Source organism: Pandoraea sp. LA3, assembly GCF_022696215.1.
Taxonomy (GTDB): Bacteria; Pseudomonadota; Gammaproteobacteria; order Burkholderiales; family Burkholderiaceae; genus Pandoraea; species Pandoraea capi.
Window position 1 is genome coordinate 249,365 of the sequence record NZ_PTPY01000030.1, and the last position, 22,656, is coordinate 272,020.

Annotated in this window: 10 protein-coding genes; 3 read left to right on the top strand and 7 right to left on the bottom strand. The window is 61.3% G+C overall.

Features of this window, described 5'->3' with window-relative positions; translation table 11 throughout:
* Positions 1 to 13 precede the first annotated feature (13 nt).
* The 3 genes from C5N93_RS11225 to C5N93_RS11235 all read right to left on the bottom strand — a co-directional run bounded on the left by C5N93_RS11225 (position 14) and on the right by C5N93_RS11235 (position 10,209).
* Positions 14 to 697 carry an acyl-homoserine-lactone synthase gene (locus tag C5N93_RS11225; protein ID WP_242559319.1) on the bottom strand — a complete coding sequence of 228 codons (684 nt, stop codon included), beginning with the start codon at positions 695 to 697 and terminating at the stop codon, positions 14 to 16.
* A 430-nt stretch (positions 698 to 1,127) separates the two neighbouring features.
* Complete coding sequence (locus tag C5N93_RS11230) at positions 1,128 to 5,510, bottom strand: Ig-like domain-containing protein (RefSeq protein WP_242559320.1); 4,383 nt, start codon at positions 5,508 to 5,510, stop codon at positions 1,128 to 1,130.
* 310 nt (positions 5,511 to 5,820) lie between these two features.
* Positions 5,821 to 10,209: a hypothetical protein gene (locus C5N93_RS11235; protein ID WP_242559321.1), complete on the bottom strand. Its 4,389-nt coding sequence runs from the start codon at positions 10,207 to 10,209 to the stop codon at positions 5,821 to 5,823.
* Between the two features lie 211 nt (positions 10,210 to 10,420).
* On the opposite strand from C5N93_RS11235, the gene C5N93_RS11240 reads away from it, so the two are divergent.
* From C5N93_RS11240 to C5N93_RS11250, 3 genes are all read left to right on the top strand, one after another.
* Positions 10,421 to 12,790, top strand: a complete 2,370-nt coding sequence (locus tag C5N93_RS11240; RefSeq protein ID WP_242559322.1) for a hypothetical protein — start codon at positions 10,421 to 10,423, stop codon at positions 12,788 to 12,790.
* 106 nt (positions 12,791 to 12,896) lie between these two features.
* On the top strand, positions 12,897 to 13,925 hold the full coding sequence (locus C5N93_RS11245; protein WP_242559323.1) for a winged helix-turn-helix domain-containing protein: 1,029 nt from the start codon (positions 12,897 to 12,899) through the stop codon (positions 13,923 to 13,925).
* Entirely contained in the window at positions 13,922 to 14,464 is a 543-nt protein-coding gene (locus tag C5N93_RS11250; RefSeq protein WP_242559324.1) for a hypothetical protein, read from the top strand. Before C5N93_RS11245 ends, C5N93_RS11250 begins: the two co-directional genes overlap by 4 nt.
* A gap of 133 nt (positions 14,465 to 14,597) precedes the next feature.
* Here the strand turns inward: C5N93_RS11250 and C5N93_RS11255 are convergent, their stop codons facing one another.
* The 4 genes from C5N93_RS11255 to C5N93_RS11270 all read right to left on the bottom strand — a co-directional run bounded on the left by C5N93_RS11255 (position 14,598) and on the right by C5N93_RS11270 (position 22,552).
* Positions 14,598 to 16,850 carry an autotransporter outer membrane beta-barrel domain-containing protein gene (locus C5N93_RS11255; RefSeq protein ID WP_242559325.1) on the bottom strand — a complete coding sequence of 751 codons (2,253 nt, stop codon included), beginning with the start codon at positions 16,848 to 16,850 and terminating at the stop codon, positions 14,598 to 14,600.
* Between the two features lie 171 nt (positions 16,851 to 17,021).
* Positions 17,022 to 19,271: an autotransporter outer membrane beta-barrel domain-containing protein gene (locus C5N93_RS11260; RefSeq protein ID WP_242559326.1), complete on the bottom strand. Its 2,250-nt coding sequence runs from the start codon at positions 19,269 to 19,271 to the stop codon at positions 17,022 to 17,024.
* Positions 19,272 to 19,658: 387 nt separating this feature from the next.
* The gene (locus C5N93_RS11265) at positions 19,659 to 20,783 is read right to left on the bottom strand and encodes a glycosyltransferase family 9 protein (protein WP_242559327.1); all 1,125 of its coding nucleotides are present in this window, start codon (positions 20,781 to 20,783) and stop codon (positions 19,659 to 19,661) included.
* A gap of 188 nt (positions 20,784 to 20,971) precedes the next feature.
* A complete protein-coding gene (locus tag C5N93_RS11270) occupies positions 20,972 to 22,552 on the bottom strand; it encodes a rhodanese-related sulfurtransferase (protein WP_242559437.1) in 1,581 nt (526 codons plus the stop codon).
* Positions 22,553 to 22,656: the final 104 nt, after the last annotated feature.

Genomic DNA, 22,656 nt, shown 5'->3' on the forward strand with positions numbered 1-22,656 from the left:
CGACTTAATTACGTTAGTTCGTCATGCTGCGCCAGGACAAGCCCAGGGCAGTGCATGTCGTCGCGTCGATGTCGATCCGGTACGCCGCCACCAGACGGCCATCGATGCGGTAAGCCGCACCGAGCTTGTGTGTCGGCACGCCAATGCGCACGAACAAACGCGCCAGACTGACGAATGTGACACCGATCAGCCGTCGCGCTCCTAACGAACTGGCGGTGAATACCGCAGCACGCAACAATTCCCGAGCCCCTTGCATGGACTGCTGCCCCGGGGCGCAGTCGGACTCAAAACCCTCGGCATGCGGCGGCTCCCAAGCGAATCGTGAAAGCTCCCATACGGGCGTATGCGATGCGCCATGCGCGTAAGCGCCTTCCCCCATGTCGAAACCGTCTCCCATGTGAATCGCCGCCGGAAGATCGTCTACGAGATGGGGAAAATGATCGCCGAGCAGATAGCGATGCGTAGCCGGCAACAGGCGGGCACATCCGACGATAGCGTCCTCATGCCGAAGCGTGACATAAATAGTGTCGTCCCGATCATATTCATCGGATTCCTCACCATCCTTCGACATTCCGAACTGAGATGAAGACTTCATCTCCCATCCAAGTTTCTGCACGAAGACCCGATGGCGAAAGCGCGCGAGTTCGCCTCTTGCAGATGGGATCAACTGAGCACCGCGCATGACATCGACTCGCATTCCAAACCTCCATCGTTAGTAGATGAAGGCAGATTAGCGAGGGCGAAATGCAGCGAAAACTGTCAACGTTGACAGGTATGAAAATCATCAAGCAGACCGCAGGAATTAACCTTCAAAGATCGCTCATTTTTTGAGATAGCCAAGTGAATTCCGGAGTGTTTCGGTTAAGCACTCCGGGATCCGAACGAATCTGCAAGGCAATGATGCCAACAGCCTTTGCAACCCACACGGCCCGCAGGGTCGATAAGTCTGGGGGCGATCTCTCGAATAATGAGGAAGGATGAAAAAATGCAAGAGCGGGCATGGCGATAAGATCGCCATGCCCGCTTTGGTGAGAGAGAAGATTAGACGGCTATCGCGTCATTGCACGCACTGAACATCAATGCTGAACATCCGGCCGACAGTGAAAGTGAAATCGACTGGCCTGCTATCAGGGTCTAGGAACCAGGCACCATGCACTATACGCCGCGCCGTAGCCGTTATAGTTCGCGACACACGTCAGGCCAGCGGTCCCTCTGATATAGAGAAGACCAAATCCTTGCTCACATTGACCCTGCACATCACTCCAGAGATAGTGCTTGGAGCTGGCAGGAAATGGCGTCGTGTACACCTTTTTCATGATGTCCATTTCAGTAGTGCCAATTCTCCGCGCGGTCGATACTGAGTTGATCCAGTTCGCAGCGTGCGCGCGTTCGTAAAATTGCATCGAATGCGCATGAACGATAACTGCATACACATTGCTTACCACAACCGGATAAGACACGGCACTTCCCGCCTGGTCAGTGACTGTAATAGTCGCACTGCCGTTGCGTTCGCCCGAGACCTTCCCATCGATGTCTACCGTTGCGATCCGTGGATTACTCGATACGTATCGGTACGGGGGCACGCCTCCCGTCGCCTGACGCGTTTCGGTGTTGCCATCCGCGTCCTCCCCGGTCGGGGTCCAGTCTCCCATCTTTACGACGAACCCACTCAACGTCATCGTCCCCGGCTCAATCGCGATCGCCTCCGAGAGATCCATCGTATAGCGACGTTGCGGGAAAGTCAGCGCGCGCTGTTCATCGGTGGTGGCGTCGAACGTCACCTTCAATTCCACGCGCAAGTCCGACTTGTCCCGCAACGCTTCGAGCCGCGCACGTGGAATCGCCACATCCAGCCCATCCGTCACTTCCGCGGCCGAGACCGATGACGCTTTCGCCAGCTCGATCATGTCTTCCGTGCCGTTTTCCAGCGTGCCGTAACAGCGCAGCCAGTACTTCTGGCCGAGGGCTATCGCCGGCCACGGTGCTACCGTGACCTGTGCGTTGCCCTGGAAACTCGACAGCTTCAGTACGTTGTTGGCAGCCTGCGGAATGACCGGATCCGGCAGTTCGCCCGCGTCGAAGTCGTCGATGGCCAGATCCAGCACACCGGACGGCGTCGTCGCTGCATTTCGCGTCACCGTGTAATGCACTGGCAACGTTTTTCCGAGGTACGGGACCACCTTATCGGCCACAACGTCGATCTCCACCGAACCGCTCGCATCGCCCGCCACCTGCCCGACAGACTCACCGTCCCAGAACAGCTCGATCTGGTCGGTCGCCGCCATGTCCTCATAGGTCACCTGGACGGTGACACCGTCGATGGCGTCGATGGCATCGATTTCGTCGTTCACCGCACCGATGACTTCCGGCGCGGGCAGCGAGAGTCCCTGCGAGAAGCGCAGTGTTCGCACGCGGAACACCACGGCATCCGCTTCGTTCGGGCTGCCGTCGAGCGTGACCTTGACCTCCAGAGTGAAGTCCGAGCCGTCCTGAAGCTTCTCCAGATCCACACGACGCAGCAACCGGTCCAGAGGCTTGCCCGCTTCGGCGGCCGTAATCGCATGCCCGCTCTCGAACGTGATCGTCAGACGGTTGCCGTTGATCTGCGTGCCGTACAGGCGCCACCAGATTCGCTGCCCTTCGGCCATGAGCGGCCATGCAGGCTGGCGTGCCGTGGCATCGCCCTCGAAGTCCGACAAGCTCAACACGCCGCCCTTTTGCTCGACCACGGTCGCGAGCGGCAAATTGCCCGGCAGGAAGTCCTGGACAATCAGATTGAGCGTCGGCGACTCGGTACCGAACCCGTTACGGTCGACCGTGTACTTCACCGGAATCGTGCGCCCGACGGTGGGGGCGATTTTTTCCGGCGGCACGGTAATCGTCACGGAGCCGGACGGATCGCCCGCGACGGCCGCAAAGCTGGCGTCGCCGTCCCAATCCAACTGGATCGAGTCGTCTGCCGTCATGCCCTCGTAACTGATGACGACGGTGGCGCCCTGACGCACGTCGATAGGCTTGAGCACGCCCTGCGTCGCCTCTCTCACATCAGGTGCCGTGAGGTTCGGCACCGCCAGTGCCACACGAAGATTGAGCACCTCCGATGGCATCACCCGATTGCCGCGTGTGATGGTGTAGTACACCGGCACTTGCTGCTCGAACCACTGGTCGACGATGTCCTTTTCGATCCGGAACTCGTAGTTCTCCGGGTCGTCGATGCCGATGCCGTCGTGGTACTGCTGCGGCGGCTCTCCCCAGTAGATGTCGAGTTCGTCGCCCGGCCGCATGCTCGTATGCCATGTCACGACCATCGTCGCGCCGCGCGGGTAGGCCCCGTCGGGGAGATAGTCGCCAGTGGCTTCCTTCACCGTCGGCGCTGGCCACACGATGGTCTTGCTCACCTCGATCATCAAATCTTCCGACGCCGTGATCACCCCCTCTTTCTCAACCGTGTAGGTGACGATGATCTTCAGGCCATCGAGCCGCTCGACGTTCTCACGCGGCACGTACAGCTTCACCGGGTTGCCCACGCCATTGTCGGTAATCTTGAATTCGTCCCAGAACTCGGCCACGGAGTCCTTGGCGAACCAGATCGTCACGACATCGTTGCGCGCCATGCCTTCGTACGCTTCCACAATCACGGTCGCGTCGAGTTCGAGGTCATCGGGATCGAGAATGCCGTCGATGGCCTCCTCCACACGCGGTGGCGGCAACCGTGCGGAGCCCAGCGGGAGCACGTTGAACTCTCTCGCCAACGACGTCAGCGGCTCGCCCCCTGCAGGTGCGACCTGATACAGCACGCTCACCCGGTCACGGCCGTTGGCGTTCGCTTCGATCACCGCACGCGGCACCACCACTTCGATCGGACCGACCTCAGAGACCTGCACCGTATCCGAGGCACTGCCCCCCTCCGCCATGCCGTTCCAGAACCACGTCGCGTAATCGCCTACGGCCATGCCCGGCCACGCGGGAATCGTGAGCTTGGCGCCATCGGGTACGAGGGCGGGGTCCAGCTCACCGCCCACTTCGCCCTGCACGATCGGCGGGGGGAGCTGAGTCGTCTCCAGCACTGACAGCGTGAGCGTGTCCGAGTCGCGGAAGCTGTCGCCGGAGCGCACCGTATAGGAGACGGTGACCTGTCCGCCCGCCAACGCCAGCACCTTGTTGAACGGCACAATGAAATGCACCGGTTCGCCCTCCTGACCGAATTCCACCAAGGCCTGATCGTAGTGACTCTCGGACTCGCCGTCGGCATTGGTGCCGACCCACTGCAACATCACCAGGTCGCCGGGAGCCATGCCTGCCCAGGCTTCGATGTCGACATTCGCCCCGCCCTGTGCTTTCGCCGGATCCAGTTGATCGCCCTCGGCTTCGCGCACGACCGGAGCGGCTAATTGCTGCGGGGTGCCCGTGATCGTGTAATGTGCCCGACGCGAGCGCCCTTTGCTCACCCCGCCGCTATCGGTCACCCGATAGAACAGCGACCCTTCACCCGGCACGACGGGCGCGAGGCTCGCGTTAGGCAGCAGGAACTCGACCATCGGGTCTGCCCACGGGTGCGTCACCGAGAAGGTCACCGGCAGACCGTCGTCGGAACGTCCGTCGAAGACCAGTTCGACGATGTCGCCTGCGCTCAGGTCGCCATTCATCATCACAATCGCCGTTGCATCGCGCCCGCCCAGTCCGTCGAAGTCAAGCACGTTGCCGGGTGCACCGATCAATGCCGGTGGCGTGTAGATCGCATCGCCCACATCCACTTCGATGAACGCGGGCGGCGCACGCAGCGAGTAGTTCGTGACAGCATCGTAAATGCCGTAGGTAACCGCCAGCTTGTCGCTGTCACCGGCTTCCTTGATGGTCTCCTCGTCGACCATCACCACGATGTCATTGCCGACGTCGCCGGGCTGCATCGTAACCGTGGGCAGCGTTTGCGAACCCCAGTACACGGTGAGCCGGTCGCCCTCGGCCATGTTCAGCCACTTCGGGATCGTGACCGGCAGTCCTTCGGCAGGAATCGGCGGCTCAATCGGACCGGGAGGCAACACCGCTTTGAGCAGATTTTCGTTGATCGACGGCGTGGACTGGTCGGGATCTTCACCGCCGGGGATCGTCTGCTTGACCAGAATCTGCACGACGGGCGACTTCGTGATCTCGCCACTGATGTTCGACACCTGATCGAACCAGACGTCGATCAGGCCGTCGCCGATATCGAGCACATGCTGTACCGGCACGTCCAGCGGATACGACGCGTCGTTCACATTGCGGATGATCGTCGCAGCAGCCGGCACGTCATCCAGCCCCCAGTAGAGCCGCAGCGTGTCGTTCTGCTGGAAATCGTTGCTCCACGGCACCAGCACGACAATCGGTTGCCCGATGTTGTGCAAACTCCGATAGCCGATCCCGCCGTAAGTCTCCGCGTCCAGCACGCGCGGCGCTTGCAGCACCATTGTGCCGACGCTATCGTCCTGAGTGCGCAGTCGCGGCATGAGACGGAACGAATCTCTGAAGTTCATGATCGATCTCCGGGATAAAGCATGGCCATACGGGCGCATGCATGACGAGGCGGGAAAAAACGGCACACGTGGCGATCATCGGGCGCCGCGTGTGCCAATGTCCTCATCTCACTACTGAGATCGATGCCCGGCAACTGTCAACGTTGACAGGCGACGTGGGAATTTCATGAGGTGATCAATGGCATAAAAAATGCCACGGCGTGGAATGCCGTGGCATGAGGTGATGCTCCGTTTATCGGAGATTGAGGATTGATGAAAAGGCGGACTTAGAAAAATGATTGGTCTGCGCTATTCGCTTTTCCGATCGGTGTCATCCATTCCTTGGGACCAAGCAAGCGGCTTTCGCGTGCGTCGTGCCACCGCTTCCCGGAGTCGAACAAGATATCGTGAGATACCAGATGTCGATCATCATCGAGCTATTCGCTCCACAAGTGGAGTTAGTGCATGACCAGTAATAGTAAGACGCCCCATCTGGGTAATATCCTTGTACATAGAGAGATTTGAGCAGCTCGATCTCGGTGTGCGCTATTCCTCGTCCGCCTAAGCTGTTCGCCCACGCGATCGCTTGAGAATACGATATGCCGTAGTTTTGATTGAAGGCAAAGCGATATACGTTGCTGACGACCACCGGATAGGAAACGGTCGCCCCCCGGCTGTCCCGGATGGTAATCGTGGCGCTGCCGTTCCCGATGCCCGACACCTTGCCCGCACCGTTGACTGTCGCCACCGATGGGCGGCTTGAACTGTACGTGTACGGCGGTACACCGCCGGTGCCGACACGCGTTCCCGTATTGCCCGGCGCATCCCGCCCTGTTGATGGCCACCCATCCTGCCTGACCGCAAGCCCGTTAAGCACCATCTGACTCGGCTCAACCCCCAGATCCGGCGCTACCTCGATCTTCAACCGCAGTTCGGGGAACAGACTGGCTTGCGCTTCATCGCTGCCGCCATCGAACGTCACCTTCATTTCTACACGAAGGTCCGAGGCGTCCTTCAACGCTTCCAGACGCGCACGCGGAATCGCCTTCGACAGCCCGGCCGTGACCTCCCCTGCCGTCACCCCCGACGCCTGCCACAGCACAATCGTGTCGCTCTGACCGTTCGCCAGCGTGCCATGCACCCGCAGCCACACTTTCTGTCCCACTGCGATGGCGCGCCACGGCTCAACCGTCACACGAGGATCGCCGTCGAAGTCCGCCAGACGCAATACGCCCCCGTCTGCCTGCGGAATCTCCGGGGTCGGCAGATCGCCCGGCTCGAACTCATTGACGGTCAGATCCAGCACGCCGGAGGCGTAGTACCCCGACTCCCGAATCACCATGTAATGCACCGTCACCGTCTTGCCGATGTACGCCAGCACCTTGTCCGCATCCACTTCGATGTCCACGAAGCCTGCCGCAGTCCCCGGCACCTGACCGAAGTCCGAACCGCCGTCCCACACCAGTTCGATGAGATCGGTCGGCTCCATGTCGTCGTACTGAACACGTACCGTTACGCCGTCGAGCGCGTCGATCGCATCCAGCTCGCCGTCGGGCGCGTCAACGACCAGCGGCTCCGGCAATGGCAGCGTGTGCGCAATGCGCAACGTGCGCACTCGGAACGGCACCGCGTCATCCTCGTTGTCACTGCCGTCGAACGTCACCTTCACTTCGATACGAAGCTCGGATCCATCTTTCAGTTTCTCCAGATCGGCACGTTCGAGCACGCTATTGAAGGGTTTGCCGCCTTCCGCTTCGGTCACGACATGACCGTTCTCCAGCGTGATCGTTGTCGGCCGATCCGTATCCAGCGTGCCAAGGACGCGCACCCAGATGCGCTGTCCCGCCGCCATCAACGGCCAACTCGGCTGCCGCACCGTCGCATCACCCGTGAAGCTCGGCAGCGACACCACGCCATCCTCCTGCTCAACCACATTGGCTAACGGCAAATTGGTCGGCACGAAATTGTTCACGGTCAGGTTCAACGTATCGGAGTCAATCTCCTTTTCCCCTCGCTTGAGCGTGTACATCACCGGCACCGTGCGACCGAGGCTCATCGCAACCTTGCCCGGCGGCACCACGATCTCCAACGTGCCGCTCGGATCGCCTGAAGCTTCAGCGAAGCTTGTATCGCCATCCCAGCTCAGTTGGATCTTGTCGGTGACCTGCATATCTTCGTATGTGATGACCACCGTCGCCCCGTCGCGCGCATCGGTCGGCTTGAGCACACCCTGCTGCGCTTCGGCAACCTCGGGGGCACCCAGCGTCGGCAGGAACAGGCCGACTCGCAGGTTCAGCACCTCGGACTCCATCACCCGGTTGCCTCGCGTGATGGTGTAGTACACCGGCACTTCCTGCATCAGGAATCGATCCACTACGCTCTTTGGCACGATCAACTCATAATCCATTGGGCCGACGATGCGAATACTGTCGTGGTACTCGTCGGCGCCTTCGCCCCAATAGATGTCCAGCATGTCATCGACTTTCATACCCTCATGCCACGACACGACGGTCGTTGCCCCCCGACCGTAAGCCTCTTCCGGCAGATAGTCGCCATCTGCCTCCCGCACGTACGGTGCCGGCCACTGAATCGCCGTGCTGACCTCCAGCAGCAGGTCTTCCGACGGGGTCACAACGTCACCGACTTTCACGGTGTAGTTCACGGTCACGATCAGGCCGTCGACAAGCACCACATTCTCATGCGGCACATACATTGCGATGTCCTGCCCTACCGTGTTGTCGCTCACAAAGAATGTGCGGGTGAACTCGCCGACCGTGCCTTTTGCGAACCACACCGTCACCACATCGTCGCGCGCCATCCCCGGGTAGGCCTTGACGGTCACCGTGGCATCGTCCACGGCATCGCTCGGGTCGAGCACACCGTCGACCGCTTCTTCGACCAAGGGCGCTGGCAGTCGCACCGGCGGCAGCGGCAACACCTTGAACTGATATGACTCCGAATCCTGCTCCGCGCCGCTCGCGCGCTTGATTCGGTAGAGCACCGTCACGGTGTCGCCACCGTTGGCATTGGCCTCTACGACGCCGCGTGAAATCGGAACTTCAACGTGACCCACCGTCGAGACCTGAACGGTTTTGGTCTCTTGTCCACCATCCGACGTCCCCAGCCAGAACCAGGTCACCGAATCGCCTTCCGCCATGCTGGGCCACTGAGGGATCACCATCAGCGCGCCGTCGGGACCAGGTCCCGGATCGTATTCCCCGTCGGCTTCGGATACGACGTAAGGCGGCGGCAGTTCGACGGTCGAGAGCACCGATAACGTGATCGGCTCCGACTGGCGCAGGCTCGTGCCGGACAGGACCGTGTAATACACATCGACCGTGCCGCCCGCCAATGCGTCGACCTTGCTCTTGGGCACCACAAATGTCACCGTCTCCCCGATATGCGTGTCGTCAAGCGTTACCGACTCCTGATGGGTGACCGGCGTGCCGTCGACGGCGGTCCCGATCCAATGCACCGTGACGATGTTGTCTTCCGCCATGCCCTCCCACTCGGCAATGTCCACATGCGCACCGTCCGGCGCCAGCGTGGGATCAAGCTCCTCGCCATTGGCTTCGCGTACGACCGGCGCGGGCAACGACTGCGACGCGCCGGTAATGGTGTAATACGTCCGGCGAGAGCGCCCCTTGCTTGTGCCACTGCTGTCGGTCACGCGATAGAAGATCGACCCCTCGCCCGGCACCACCGGCGCAAGGCTCGCATTGGCGAGCATGAATTCCGTCATGGGATCGGTCCAGGACGCCGTCACCGAGAACATCACCGGCAGACCGTCGTAGGAGCGTCCGTCGAACACCAGTTCCAGCGTGTCGCCGTCGGTGAGATCGCCGTTCACCATCGCGATCGCCATCACGTCGCGACCGTCCAGTGCATCGAAGTCGAGCACACCGCCGGGCGCACCGACCAACGCCGGCGGCGCATAGATGGAATCACCAACTTCCACCTCGATGAATGCCGGAGGCGCGCGAAGCGAATAGTTCGTCACCACGTCGTAGACATCGTAAGTGACCGCCATGTCCTCGCCGTCGCCAGCCTCCTTGATAGTCTCCTCATCGACCATCACGACAATGTCCGTATCAACCTCGTCGAGCGATATCGTTTTCACCGGTAGCGACTGCGATCCCCAATACACTGTCAACCGGTCGCCTTGCGCCATGTTCAGCCATCGCGGAATCGTCAGCGCGATCCCTTCCGGAGGAATCGGCGGCTCGATCGGGCCGGCGGGCAGCACCGCCAGCGCCAGCCGCTCGTTGATCGGCGGCGTCGACTGGTCCGGGTCAAGTCCGCCCGGAATCGTGCGCTTGACACGAATCAATGCCGGCGGCGACCGTGTCACCTCGCCGCTGATGTTCGACACCAACTCGTACCACACCTCCACTTCGCCGTCGTCCTGATTCAACACGTGCTGCACCTGAACTTCCATCTGATACGACGTGTCGTCTGCATTCGTGATGATGATCGCATGCGCAACGAGGTCGGCTCGCCCCCAATACAGCCGCAGCGTATCGTTTCGCTCGAACTCGTTTGCCCACGGCACCAACACCGTGATCGGCTGCCCGATGTTGTGCAGACTCCGGTAGCCGATACCGCCCCACGTTTCGGCGTCGGGTACGCGCGGCGCCTGAAGGACTCGGGTATCGGCCCGCTCTTCGTCGGCGCTCAGCCGCGATAGCTCGGGAAACAGGGATGCATCTCTGATATTCATGACGGACCTCCGGACGAGCATGGCCTTGGGGGCACATGCGTGACAGACGGGGAAAAACGGCACACGTCGCGCGCATTCGGCGTGGCGTGTGCCGACCCCCTCATCTCACTGCTTCGGTCGATGCCCGACAACTGTCAACGTTGACAGTTACCCGGCGAAACTTGCAGGGCGACACTTGGCAAACCCTTCCCTCTCCGAATGGAGGTTTGTCATGACAGTCAAGCGCAAGGCCCTTTTACGCACGGACAACAAGGCGGCGAGCCTCAATGTGCCTGCGACCCAGCCATCTGCGGAGGAAGATCCACTCTTCCAGCCTACCCCCCCGATTATCGACCCGAACGCGCTGGCCGATCGGGAGAACATCCCCGACAACGTCTACCCGTTCAACATCGTGAAGGCGACATTTGAGGGACAGCCCATCAACTTCACTGCGCCCATCGAGGCCCACTACACGCTGGGCTATCGAACCCGGTATTACGTGGACGGTGTGTCTGATGGCGTGGAGGGCTCGATCGGGCAACCGGATTTGGACGCAGGCTTCTTCACCATCGGGGTCCAGCCGACGTTGCTGACGCACGGGATGCACACGCTGACATACGGCGTGAAACCGGAGTTCGACCCCGATTGGGGCGAGAACTCACTGGAGACGTACTTCACACTGGACTTCGAGGCACCGGAGAATCTCGGCGAGGGCGAAGTGCCGGTAGAGGCAGAGAACGGACTGACCGACCAGATTCTCACGGATCTGGATAACGTTTTGGAGGTCACCCTCCCCAGTTGGGGCAACCAGTTCTACCTGGATAAGATCGTCGGCATCATCCGGCAGGTCGGTGGCGCGGATCATACAATCCCGGAAGTCAAGATCCCCTACCCTTACGACTTTTCGGACCCCGTGGTACTGGAATTCCCCCGCGCGCTTCTCGAACAGGTCGGCGACGGGATTCTCGAAATCACCTACAAGATCACCGACCTCGCTGGCAACGAGTCGGACGAAGCGTTCGTCAAACTCATCGACGTGTTCATTCAGGGCGGGATCGACGATCTGGAACCGCCCGAGGTTCCGCTGCACGAAGACGATGGTCTCATTGTGGAAGAGGATGCCCGCACGCCAGTGGTCGTACGGATCCCTGGGCATGCGAGCGTCGAACCCGGCTTTACCATCGTGGTGCTATGGGGCAGTCGCGCGCTGGACGGCGTCGTTTTCAATGGTGATAACACGCAACCGTTCATGCTCGATGTCGAAGTGCCCTATGGCGTGGTCGCCGCCGAATGGAATGAGAACAAGGACGCCGAGGAGTACGCCGATATCGACGTGAACTATGTCGTCTATGGCGCCGGAGGCCGGGAAGTCGGGCGCCCCGACACCGCGACCCCGGTTCGCGTGAATCTGAGTCAGGCCGGCGGCGAAGATCCCGATGAGGAAACCCCGGAAAACGAAGCACTTGGCGCACCCACCGTGCGGCATTCGGCATGGCAGGAAGGGGAGCGCGAGAACCATATTCCCGATGCCTCTGTCCAGGTCGACCATAAGATCATCATTCCCTGGTTCGTTAGAGCAGCAGATGGCACGATCACGGATCAGCATGCCTTCTTGCCCGGCGACAAGATCATCTTCATGTATGACGGCGTTGCCGCAGGTGAATACACGATAGGCAATCACGACGTGGTGAACGAGATCGATCTCGAGCGTCCGCTGCTGTGGCAGACGGTGGAAGCTGCGGGCAGCGGCGAAAAAGATGTCCAGTACATCGTGGAACGCACGCTGATTCCCGACGGACAAGTCAACACCAGTCTTTCTCCCCCCACTGCCGTGGAAGCCGAAGACACCGGCGATCTTCCCGGCGGGGGCGAGCCCCTCGATGACGCATATTTCAACGACGCCGTCATTACCTGGCGAATCGTCGTCGAACATGGCGGCTTCGCGCCGATGACGGTGCCCCTCTATGCAAATCAGGAGATCGGCGATCGCGTTCGGGTACACGTGCTGTGTAACGCATGGGCCAGCGGTCAACCCGACGGCGCGCCTCTGCCCGATGCGGAGTGGGGAGGTCCCGACGAAGTGAACGAGGTCCCCGGGTTCGATTTCGAAACCATCATCACCGACCGGAATGCCGGCGCGGATCTGACATTTGCGTGGCCGCAGGCAGTGCTGGTCAATGCCTATCCCCTGGCCCGGGCACGTATCCAATACTCAGTGTCGCGAAATGACGGTTCCGGCGCCGTGACTTCGAACGAGGGCGGCAGACACATCGTCGAGCTCGGCAACATGCCGAACCCGCCACAACCGGCTGGCACGCAAGCGGTCGGTAGCCGATCGGTACGCCGTCACCGTCCGACACTCGCAGAAGCCCTTGCCGGCGTGGGCAGATCGCCGGAGGCACGGCAGGCCGCACTCAATGCCTACGTGCGCGCCTGGCGAACCACTTCGTCGCAGCGACGTGCCTTCCGGGAATACAAGCAGGAGCGCGAGGCACAACTGCTGAAGCTCAGCAAAACCGAGCACCGGATCGACGATCCGCTGCAACGAAAGCTCGCCGAGATCGCGGCTCGCCCAACGCCAGATCCATTTAAGAAGGAGTAACATTTGGCGACGACGGCGTGACGCTGTCTCAAAACGAAAGCGTCACGACCTCGTCGCACTTCCAAACTCTCTACCGCCAGGGTGTTCCACACCTTGGCGATTTGCTATGGTCAAGTTCCTCATCGGCGACATTGCAGGCTTCGATACGGACACCTTCACGCTAGTCTCGCAGCATGACGCGAGTCTAAGCGTACCGCTCGGCGCCGCCGCCGGGCGTTGCCTTCAGGTGCTGCTAGAGGCCGAGGGCGAGATCGTGACCAAGCGTAATTTGCTCACGCAAGGCTGGGAACAGTACGGCGCAGTCGTCTCCGACAACAATCTAAGTCAGTCCATCGTACGCATCAGACGCGGCTTGCAGCAACTCGGTGTCGACCCCACCGTGCTGGCGACGTTGCCACGAATCGGATACCGCCTGACTAACGCGAAACGAATCAGTCCGTTCGTCGATGCGCTCACGAGCGCTCCGCTCCGCCCTGAAAACGGACCGGCCATTGCCGCCTCACCTTGGGATAACGCTCAAATTGTCGGCATTTCTGAAGCAACGTCCAATGACGGAAGCAACTCCGCTCAAACACCGGTTTCCCCGAACGCATCCAGCTTGACAACGCACCCGGCCTCGGCGCCCTCCGTGGCCATATCACTTCGCAACGTCGAGCCCCACGATGCTTCGCCGAACGCCGATCGAAAGCCGGTCGGCGAAACCGCGCCGGCATCGTCCAACGCCGTTGCGACACCCGCCGCACATCCCCAATGGCGGCCCGGATGGTCCACCGCGAGCGTCTGGTCAGGGGTGGCTATCGTAAGTGCCATATTGGCCGGCTGGGGCCTTCCCTCGTTACGCGGCGACCTGCGAACCAATGCGAGCATCGCTCAATGGACGCCACTCGAAGACGCCCCCGACAATCGCGTCTTCATCGCTCCCGATTTCAAACAGGATACGGACTTCGTCAAACAACGTCTCGCACGGCTCGCAAGTACTCCACCGCTGAGCATCGGCGACGCGCATGAACGATACGTCTACATCAACGGTTCGGGCGGTCTCGACGTCTTCAGTTACTTCCTGTGTCGCGAACCGATCGGACGCGCCAATTCCGATTGTCTGTCTTACTTGCTGATCGACCACACCAACTCATGACGTCCCCTGCCCCCAGCACTTCGCGCGAATCCACCCGACTTCGTCGTCGCACCGTTTGGCTGGGCGTGATCGTAGCTGCCATCGTGCCCTGGGGCGCAGCATGGTGGCTGATACCGGATGACCGTGCCGAATGGCGATGTCTGGCAAATATCGAATTCGACACCCATATTTCCGATGGCACCCGCGTTCAGGTTTTCGGCACGATGGAGTCGAACTATCACCGGGATGGCACAGGCACAGCCCGTTTCACGGGGCGCGTGCGGCAAGGCGAAACGTCGAGCGTCGTCCATCGGGCAAGCGAGTTCGAGTACGTTGCGCTACGAAGCTGGCTGCGTGTGCATACCGTACGTACGAGCCGCCTGAAAAACGACGATACGCCGGACGATCTGGTCTACCGTTTCGTGTATCGCGGCTTTCAGGCGGACTACACCGATTATTTCCAGGCGATGCGCGTGGGCGATGGCGCCAGCGTCGGCTATAACGATCAGCCTCGCGTGTATTGCGCGCCTGAAGCGCCAGAATCGCGCCCGCCTGCCTGAAACACCGTCCGACTTCAAGACCACGCCAAGAAAAAAGCCCGACACCCTTGCGGGCAGTCAGGCCAAATGGAGAACATGGAACAACAACACTTCTCGGGCGACGCGCGCACGTCACCCTTGAACCGCAGACACCTCAGAATCGATAGCGCACGCCGACGTTGACACCCCACGGCTTATCGAGACGTTTGCCGATCGAGTAACTGCCTTCCGCATACGCCTGCAAATTCTTCGCCATCTGCGCGGCGAGACCCGCGCCGACTTCGAAGCGAGTGCCCGAGATGTCCTGCTGCAGATCGATACCGTTCACACGTACCGAGTTGCTGCGCACGAATTCGTGCGTCACCGCAAGCTTGCCGTACGGCTGGAAAGTGCCCTTGGCCGTCTCGAACGTCTTACCGAAGTGCATACCCACCGTACCGAGCAGCGACTTCGTGCTGCTGGTCGTTGCATGCATACCGTTATCGAGCGTGAAATCCGATCCATTTGCCCACATGCCGGCCACCTGCCCGAACGGCTCGATAAACCAGCGATTGCCGAATTCGATCTTGCGCCCGACTTCTGCCGACAGACCCACGCCATGATTGACGAAATCGCCCTTGCTGCGCATACCGTCGCTCATCCGAACATCCAGCTCGGAGCCGAATCGGTTGTACTTGAGCACACCGTCGAAATAGAAACCGTTATTCGCCAGCCAGGTCGCGTATGCGCCGACGGTATGGCTCTCGATCGTGCCGCGCGAACCGTTATTGAACTTCAGGCGGCTGGTGCTGGTGCCGAACATGCCACCGACCAGCCAGCGCCCCGCGTCGTTTTGCATCACGATGGCGTCGCCACCGGCGATGACACCCCACTGGTCCTGACTGTATCCCGTACCCACATCAGGGCGTGCGTTGTACCGGCTACCGAACGTACGCGCCCAAACACCGCCCGTATCGCCCTCGCCCAGACGCACTTCGCCCAGTCGCGAACGCAACACGGTGTGCTCACCGAGCCACGCGGTCGGCAATGCGCTGTGAATGTTCACGACCGCGTCGGTCCCTGGCGTAAGCTCTTCGGTGCGCTCCAGATACCACGATCGCTCGCCACCGGATTCACCGGTCGATTTCAGTACGTACGAATACACGCCAGCATCGACCTTGTCGCCCACGAGGGAGAACAAGCCGTCACCACCGCCCTGTTCGACCAGAAGCTGCGTTTCGACACCGCCGTCCGTACCCGTGTTCTTCACGTGCAACTGGTGCGCACCGGTGGCGTTTTCGACGTCAAGCAAATCGGCGCCGCCCACTTGCAGGTCAGCCTGCATCTGGAACGTGCCGTTGCCGGATAGATCGGTGACATCGAGCTTGTGGAACGTGCCGTCGGCCGCCGTGCCATGGATATCGACGAAGCCGCCGTCCATCGTCATCAGGGCCATGCTGCTGTCGCCAGTCAGTGCCCATTTACCGTTTGAATTCACGGCCAGCGAGTCAACGTTGATCAGTGCCCCGGTCAACGAGCCGTGATTCTGCAACGTCAGATCCAGCCTTGCGCTGCCGTCGCTCACGATGTCGCCGGTCAGTTGGGCGTTGTCGACGGTGACGGTCGAATCAAGCCCCTCCCTGAGTTCGATCAACTTGCCGTCGGCCCCTGAAATCGTCGTGCCATTCGCAATCGTCAGCGATACGGTCTTGCCATCGACATGGTCCTCGTCGGCCTGGATCAGAATGCCAGCGCCCTCGATGCCTTCGATATGCGTTCCGTTGAGCACGGCCACGGATTCGTTGCCGTTCGGGCCGCTGGACAGCCAGATTCCGTTCATCATCCCGGTCACGGATCCGCCATTGATCAATACCCGGGAGTCCCGTGAGTACAGACCAGCGTTGTGCGTGCCGATCACGCCTTCCAGGCTGCTGACATGCGTGTCGTTCAGCTCGATCGTGGCCCCCGCACCCATATGCACACCGAACCCATAACCTTTCACGGTGCTGTTGATGAGCGTCGCAACCGAACCTTCCGTATTTCCCCCGGCGGCACCGAGCCACAAACCGGCGCCTTGTGCACTCGAAATGTTGGAGTTCGCAATCGTCGCGGTCGTATTCTCCAGCGAGATCCCGGCGTTTACTCCCCCAGTGGAGTGGATTTCCGCGCCGTCGACATGCAACTTGCCACCGTTAGCGACCCGAATCCAGTTGGTTGCGGCCCCCGGATGGATTGTCAGCGTGCTGCCGTTGAGCACTTGCCACATCTCCAAGGCATCGCCAGGTCCATAGAGATCGTGCTGGCCGCCATCGATCAGGTTAGCCGCGTTCGCGGTAGTGCTCAGGCAGGCAAGAAGAATTGCGACACCTTGGGCGATCCGGTGTCGATGGGGTGACGCAGCTAAGCGCTGCGGCGTTGTCGTACGCATGATGGTCGTTTCCGAAAAAAGTCAGAACGACGCGAAGCGTACGGAAAAACCCTAAAAAAACACGATTAATGCGATCAAATACACCAATATTCACTGAAATTCACTGACACTTCACCTGAATCGCGAATCACAGCCCTATTTTTTCACTTTCAATACCCGGCATCGAACCGATCAGAAAGTGTAACGAACCCCCAATTGCACACCCCAAGGCTGGTTGATGTGACGTCCCACGCTGGATTCGATTTCTGAGTAAATCTGAAGATTGCGACGCACTTGCCCTGTCACCCCGGCACCGAATTCGAAGCGAGTACCCGAAAGATCGCTGTTGAAACCAATGCCGTTGACCGTAACCTGATTGCTTTTGATGAACTCCTGGACCAGCGCAAGCTTGAGATAGGGTTGAATGACGCCACCGCCCGACAGCGACAATGTTTTGCCAAATGCGGCCCCCACACGCAGTTGCACCGAGCCGGTGCGCGACGTATTGGATTGCATGCCGTTGGTCAGCGTAAAGTCGTCGCCACCGACACGCAACAGCGCGAGGTGGGCGTACGGCTCAAGGAACCAGTCACCATTGAATTTCATGTGACGACCGAATTCGAAGGTCGCCCCGAAGCTGTTTTCGCCAAAGCTGCCGTGCGCGCCTTCACCATCGCTCATGATGACGTTGGCGTCGTTCTGGAAGTGGTTGTAACGCACCACCGTCTCGAAGTAGTAGCCTGTGGCGCCGAGCCACGTCCCGTACAGACCCGCCGTGTAGCTGTTCACACCGCCGGTAGAACCACCATCGAACGAAAGCTTGCTGTGGCTCGTGCCGAGCAACCCGCCGACAAGCCAGGTCCCGCCCCAGGCCTTGCCGACGACGGCATCCGCCCCTCCCATGACACCGTACTGCGTCTGACGGTAGTCGACACCCGACGTGGGTGTCGCGTGAAACTGCTTGCCGAACGTGCGCACCCACGCGCCGCTGTTGCCCTGGTCCTGAAGACGCACGTCGCCGAGTCGGGATCTCAAGATAGCCTGCTCGCCGTACCAGACTGTCGGCGCCACGCCCGAAATGCCGATGACAGTCTGTGCGCCCGGCGTGAGATCCGGTCCACCCGGTTCCCCTGGCTGCGCGTCAGTATTGAGCACCCAATTGTTACCGTCCTGCCGCAAGTCGTAGCTATAGACACCCGCATCGACCTTGCCGCCGACGAGTGAGAACGCGGCCCCACCGCCGCCGGTCGTCACCACCGTCAACGGCGCAATCACACTCGGCTCAGCCCCGGAATTCGTGATGTGAAGCTGATACGTGCCCGTCGCGTTGCCCGTGATCGCCAGCAGATCGCCCGAATGGGTGGCGATGTTGGTGTTCATGTTGAAAGCGCCGTTACCCGAAAGTGTGCCGAGCGTGAGCGTGTGGAACGTGCCGGTGCCTGCAGCGGTGCCGGAAATATCGATCGTGCCGCTATTCATCGTCACAGTCGGCACCGTGTTGTTGCCTGTCAGCACCCACTTCCCGCCGGAATTCACAGCAAGTGAGTTCAGATTGACAAGCGAGCCGGTGAGCGACGCGTTGTTCTGAAGGGTGAGATCCACGACCGCCGTTCCATCGCCTGTCACGTTGCCCGTCAGTTGCGAATTGTCCACGACGACCGTCGAGGTGATTGCACCGACCGCTTTGATGACGTTGCCATCGCTTCCTGTGATCTTGGAGCCGTTTTCGATATTGACGCTTGCGGTTCTCGCGCCGGTGACGCCGGGTTGCGGCTGTATCAGAATGCCCGGGCCCGTATTACCCGTCACTGTCGTGCCGCTAAGCGTCGTGGTAGACGCGGTGCCATTCGTCGCCGTCGCGACCCACACCCCGTTCAACCCGCTCACGCTGCCACCAGTGACGGAAAGCGTCGAATCGAAGTTCGCCAGGCCAGCGTGAAATGGCCCCGTTCCGCTGCTGGTCAAGGTGCTGTTGGTAATCGTAAGGGTACCCTTCGTGCCAACCGTCGCACCGAATGTTGCCCCTGAGATCGTGCTGTTGGAAATCGTGACTACGGGAGCTATCGTTGACCCGCCGAAAGAGCCCATCGAAACACCGGCGCCACTGTTGCTGCTCACGGTCGAGTTCGAGATCGTGCCTGTCGTATTGAGAAACTGGATGCCGTCGTTCGCACCAATCGTGGCCGATACCGTCGCCCCATCGACGCTCGTCGAACTTCCCGATTCGACCGTAATGAAGTTAGTAGCGGCTCCCGGCGAGACCGTGAGCGTTCCGCCGTTGATGACCTGCCACGATTCGGCCGGATCTCCTGGCGCCGCCACCGTTTGGGAAACTCCATCCACGATCGCGCCATGAGCTTGGGCGGCCATACAGGCGACACATACGGCAACGGCCTGGGCTATCGGGCGACGCGTGAGCGCCTTGGGCTTTAGCGTTTTCATACGGTTCTCCCACACATAGGCATGACAAACCGATCGATACGACAAAATCGGCGGACGCTCCCACCAAGCGAACCGCCGAAAACCGAGCCCCTAGCCTGTCCACGCCATCGCCCCCGAGGTCACGGACTGTCGCGCCGCCCTCTCCGTACAAGGGAAAACCCTATGCAATCATGAGGTTGCAGCATCTTTGTTGATTGAACGTTAGGTTCCGGCGCACGAAACCGCACCTGTCAACGTTGACAGGTGTCTCCACGGTGCTTTCGTGTAATGCTCGGGACGCGGCCGTCTCGGCGCGTGACACGCCTAGGGGCGGCGCAACAGGGGAAAAGCTGCCTCAGTTGCAGCGGCGGGAGGGTAAGACGAGGGCCCGTCGGACAGGGATATGGATTAATTCGGCAGGCGCGACGACGTGGCTGCAAGCGTTGCAACGATCGTCTGCGCCAGTTCGACCGGATCGACGGCGCTCACATCACTCTGGGTTTGCAAAGGTGTGGACTGGCAACGCGGCGTGAGGCGCAGATACGGCGGCTCGGCCGCAGCGAACAGCGTGACGCTTGGTGCGCGTGTCGTATGCGCCACGTGCATCAGGCCACCGTCCGCGCCGACGAATAGCGACGCATTCGCGATGACACGCTTCGCGTCACGCAACGTCAGCTCGCCAACGAATGAGACCAGCTCGAGGTGCGGGAACTTCGTCTGCATGAGTTCACGGGCGGCATCTGCACCGTTGCCCGAACCCAACAGCACGATGCCCGTTGGCATGCCCGGTGCCAACGCCACTTCGTAAGCGTCGAGACATTCGCGCCAATGGGTATAGGTGCGGCGCGGTTCGACCCCGCCCATCGCCAGCACAATGAACGGTCCGGACGGCAAACGATTGACGATCGCTTGCGGCAAATCCATCTCTTCGCGCAGATACGGTTTTGCTCGGGCGAAGAGTTCGTCGGGGGCGAGTTGCAGGTCGAAGACGTCGTTGACGGCGGCCAGACTGAACTGTGTCTGATTGCGATCCGGCCCATGGAAGAAGCGGAACAGGCAGGCGAACGGCAGTGCCGCGAAAAAGCGGCGTTTGATGCGCAGCGTCGGGTAGTTGAATTCCTGCAAGACCACGACATCGTAGTTCGCAGGATCGACGGCCGCCGGATCGTCGTAGACATTCCGGAAGATATCGTCGCCGTCGAACACGGCCTTCAGGCCCGACCCGATGAGCAGGTCGACCGGGCCTTCGCGATCACGCAACAAGGCGCGGCCCGACATGTCCATCACGGCATCGCCAACGGAAGCCTTGCCGCCATAGATCCACAACACGCGAGCCTGCGGCGCGACGTGCCGCACCTCCCGACCCGCCTGACCGCTGAGCGCGAGACGCAGGCGGCGATGGAGGTACTTCTTGGCGACGGAGAACTTCGAGGTGCGTTGCAGGAAGACGTCCGGCTCGTGGTACACCCACTCGTAAGGAATACGGGTGCACGGATCGATGAGGCTGGCGAAGCGGCGCTGCGGCTGTGACATGGATGGATCGGTCGGATCGAAGGCAGGTCGGCCGCTGCGCAGGCTCCGCGTCACATGGCGCGCTCATGGAGAACCCATTGAACACTTACGGGGGCGCGCGAAGCGGCTCTTGAAGTTCGGGAGTATGCCACGAGCGCGTTCCCGCGACGGGTGGCTCCCCTCACACGCATCCGTCCATGAGTGCGTCCTTACACGACCTGAAAGTGATGCGTGCCGTCGCGATGCAACTGATCGACGAGACCGAACTCCCAGTCGAGGTAAGCCTGCATGGCCTCGGCGGCATTGTCGGTGCCTTCGTACGGACGACGGTAGCGGTCGTCGCGCGCGCTGGCCAGATGCGTCTCGCCGGATTCGAGCGGCAACCCGGCATTGATCCACGCCTGCGTGCCGCCATCGAGCACCACGATCTCGGCATCGGTCAGACGCCGCAGATCGGCTGCCGCGAAGCGTGCCAGCAGGCTGGAGCCGCAGGTCAGCACGTAACGCTGCACGGGGCCGATCTCACGCAGTGCCTGCGCCAGACGCGCCCGAATCACGAACCATGCGCCCGGGATATGACGCTTGACGTAGTTGACGCCCGACGTGAAGTCGAGCACCGCGATCTGACCGGGCGTCGCATCGTCGAGCCAGCGTGCGAGCAATGCGGGCGTGACCGCGTCCACATCGGGCGCGCTCGGCGTATGCAGCGGCCAGCCGCCCTGCGCGTCGCGCGCCTCGTCGCCATGCGGCTCGACCACATACACCGTCCAGCCCATCTGGGCGAGCCAAGAGCCGGTCATGTCGGCACGCACGCCGTCGTTGTCCGCGAGCACGATCCATGCGCCGCGCACCGGCGCCTGATGGTCCGTCTCCTGCACCAGTTGGCCGCCCGGGGCGTTCGCAAAATCGGGAAGATGCCCAGCCGCGTACTCCTCTGGCGTGCGCACGTCGAACCGGTAGACGGTGCGCCCCGGGGCATTCAGGGACGGCAGCTCTGCCAACGCAATCCGGCGCACCCCGGCACGATCCGCCACGTCGCGTGCGCCTTCGCGGGCGACGGCCAGCGTGGCATCACGCACGGTCGACGGGTGACGACGGTCGGCGCCGCGTTCCAGCGTCTGACCGGCAAGCGTCCAGCCGATGGTGCCGTTGCGCAGGGCCGCGACGGGATTCGGCAGACCGGCGTTGACAAGCGATTGCGTGCCGATGATGCTGCGCGTGCGTCCCGCGCAATTGACGATCACCCGCGTGGCCGGATCGGGCGCGAGTTCGCGCACGCGCAGCACCAGTTCCGCGCCTGGCACACTCGTCGAGCCGGGAATGTTCATCGTCTGGTATTCGTCGAAACGGCGGGCGTCAACGACGACCACGTCCGCGTCGGCATCGAGCAACGCCTGTACTTCCTGCGCCGAGAGCGACGGCGTATGCCGCAGCCCTTCCACCCACTCGCCGAACGCTTTGCTCGGCACGTTCACATCGCGGAAGACTTCGCCGCCGGCCGCGATCCAGCCGTCGAGGCCGCCCGCGAGCAGATTGACGTCGGTGTAGCCGAGCTTGCGCAGCACGGCGGCGGCACGCGGCGCGAGATCCTCACCGTCATGCACGCCATAGACGACGATGCGCGTGTCACGGCGCGGAATGCGCGCCCAGGCGTCGATCTCCACGCGCGAGAGCGGCAGGTTGGCGGCCCACAGCGGGTGGGTCTGCGCGAACGGGTCTTCCTCGCGCACGTCGAGCAAGGCGATTTCGTTACGCGCGAGCAACGCGGCGCGCACCTCGGCATAGGTCAGTTCGGGAAACGCGGCGTCTGCGGTCTGCGACGATACGTCGTTGGATGTAGGGGATGCGGTGGTCGATTGCACGGACACGGTAATTCCTTGAATTCGTCGAATGC

Bases quoted from the DNA above. Each gene is read 5' to 3' on its own strand.
- C5N93_RS11245 (WP_242559323.1), top strand. From the start codon at position 12,897: ATGGTCAAGTTCCTCATCGGCGACATTGCAGGCTTCGATACGGACACC.
- C5N93_RS11235 (WP_242559321.1), bottom strand. From the start codon at position 10,209: ATGAATATCAGAGATGCATCCCTGTTTCCCGAGCTATCGCGGCTGAGC.
- C5N93_RS11250 (WP_242559324.1), top strand. From the start codon at position 13,922: ATGACGTCCCCTGCCCCCAGCACTTCGCGCGAATCCACCCGACTTCGT.
- C5N93_RS11265 (WP_242559327.1), bottom strand. From the start codon at position 20,783: ATGTCACAGCCGCAGCGCCGCTTCGCCAGCCTCATCGATCCGTGCACC.
- C5N93_RS11255 (WP_242559325.1), bottom strand. From the start codon at position 16,850: ATGCGTACGACAACGCCGCAGCGCTTAGCTGCGTCACCCCATCGACAC.
- C5N93_RS11230 (WP_242559320.1), bottom strand. From the start codon at position 5,510: ATGAACTTCAGAGATTCGTTCCGTCTCATGCCGCGACTGCGCACTCAG.
- C5N93_RS11260 (WP_242559326.1), bottom strand. From the start codon at position 19,271: ATGAAAACGCTAAAGCCCAAGGCGCTCACGCGTCGCCCGATAGCCCAG.
- C5N93_RS11240 (WP_242559322.1), top strand. From the start codon at position 10,421: ATGACAGTCAAGCGCAAGGCCCTTTTACGCACGGACAACAAGGCGGCG.
- C5N93_RS11225 (WP_242559319.1), bottom strand. From the start codon at position 697: ATGCGAGTCGATGTCATGCGCGGTGCTCAGTTGATCCCATCTGCAAGA.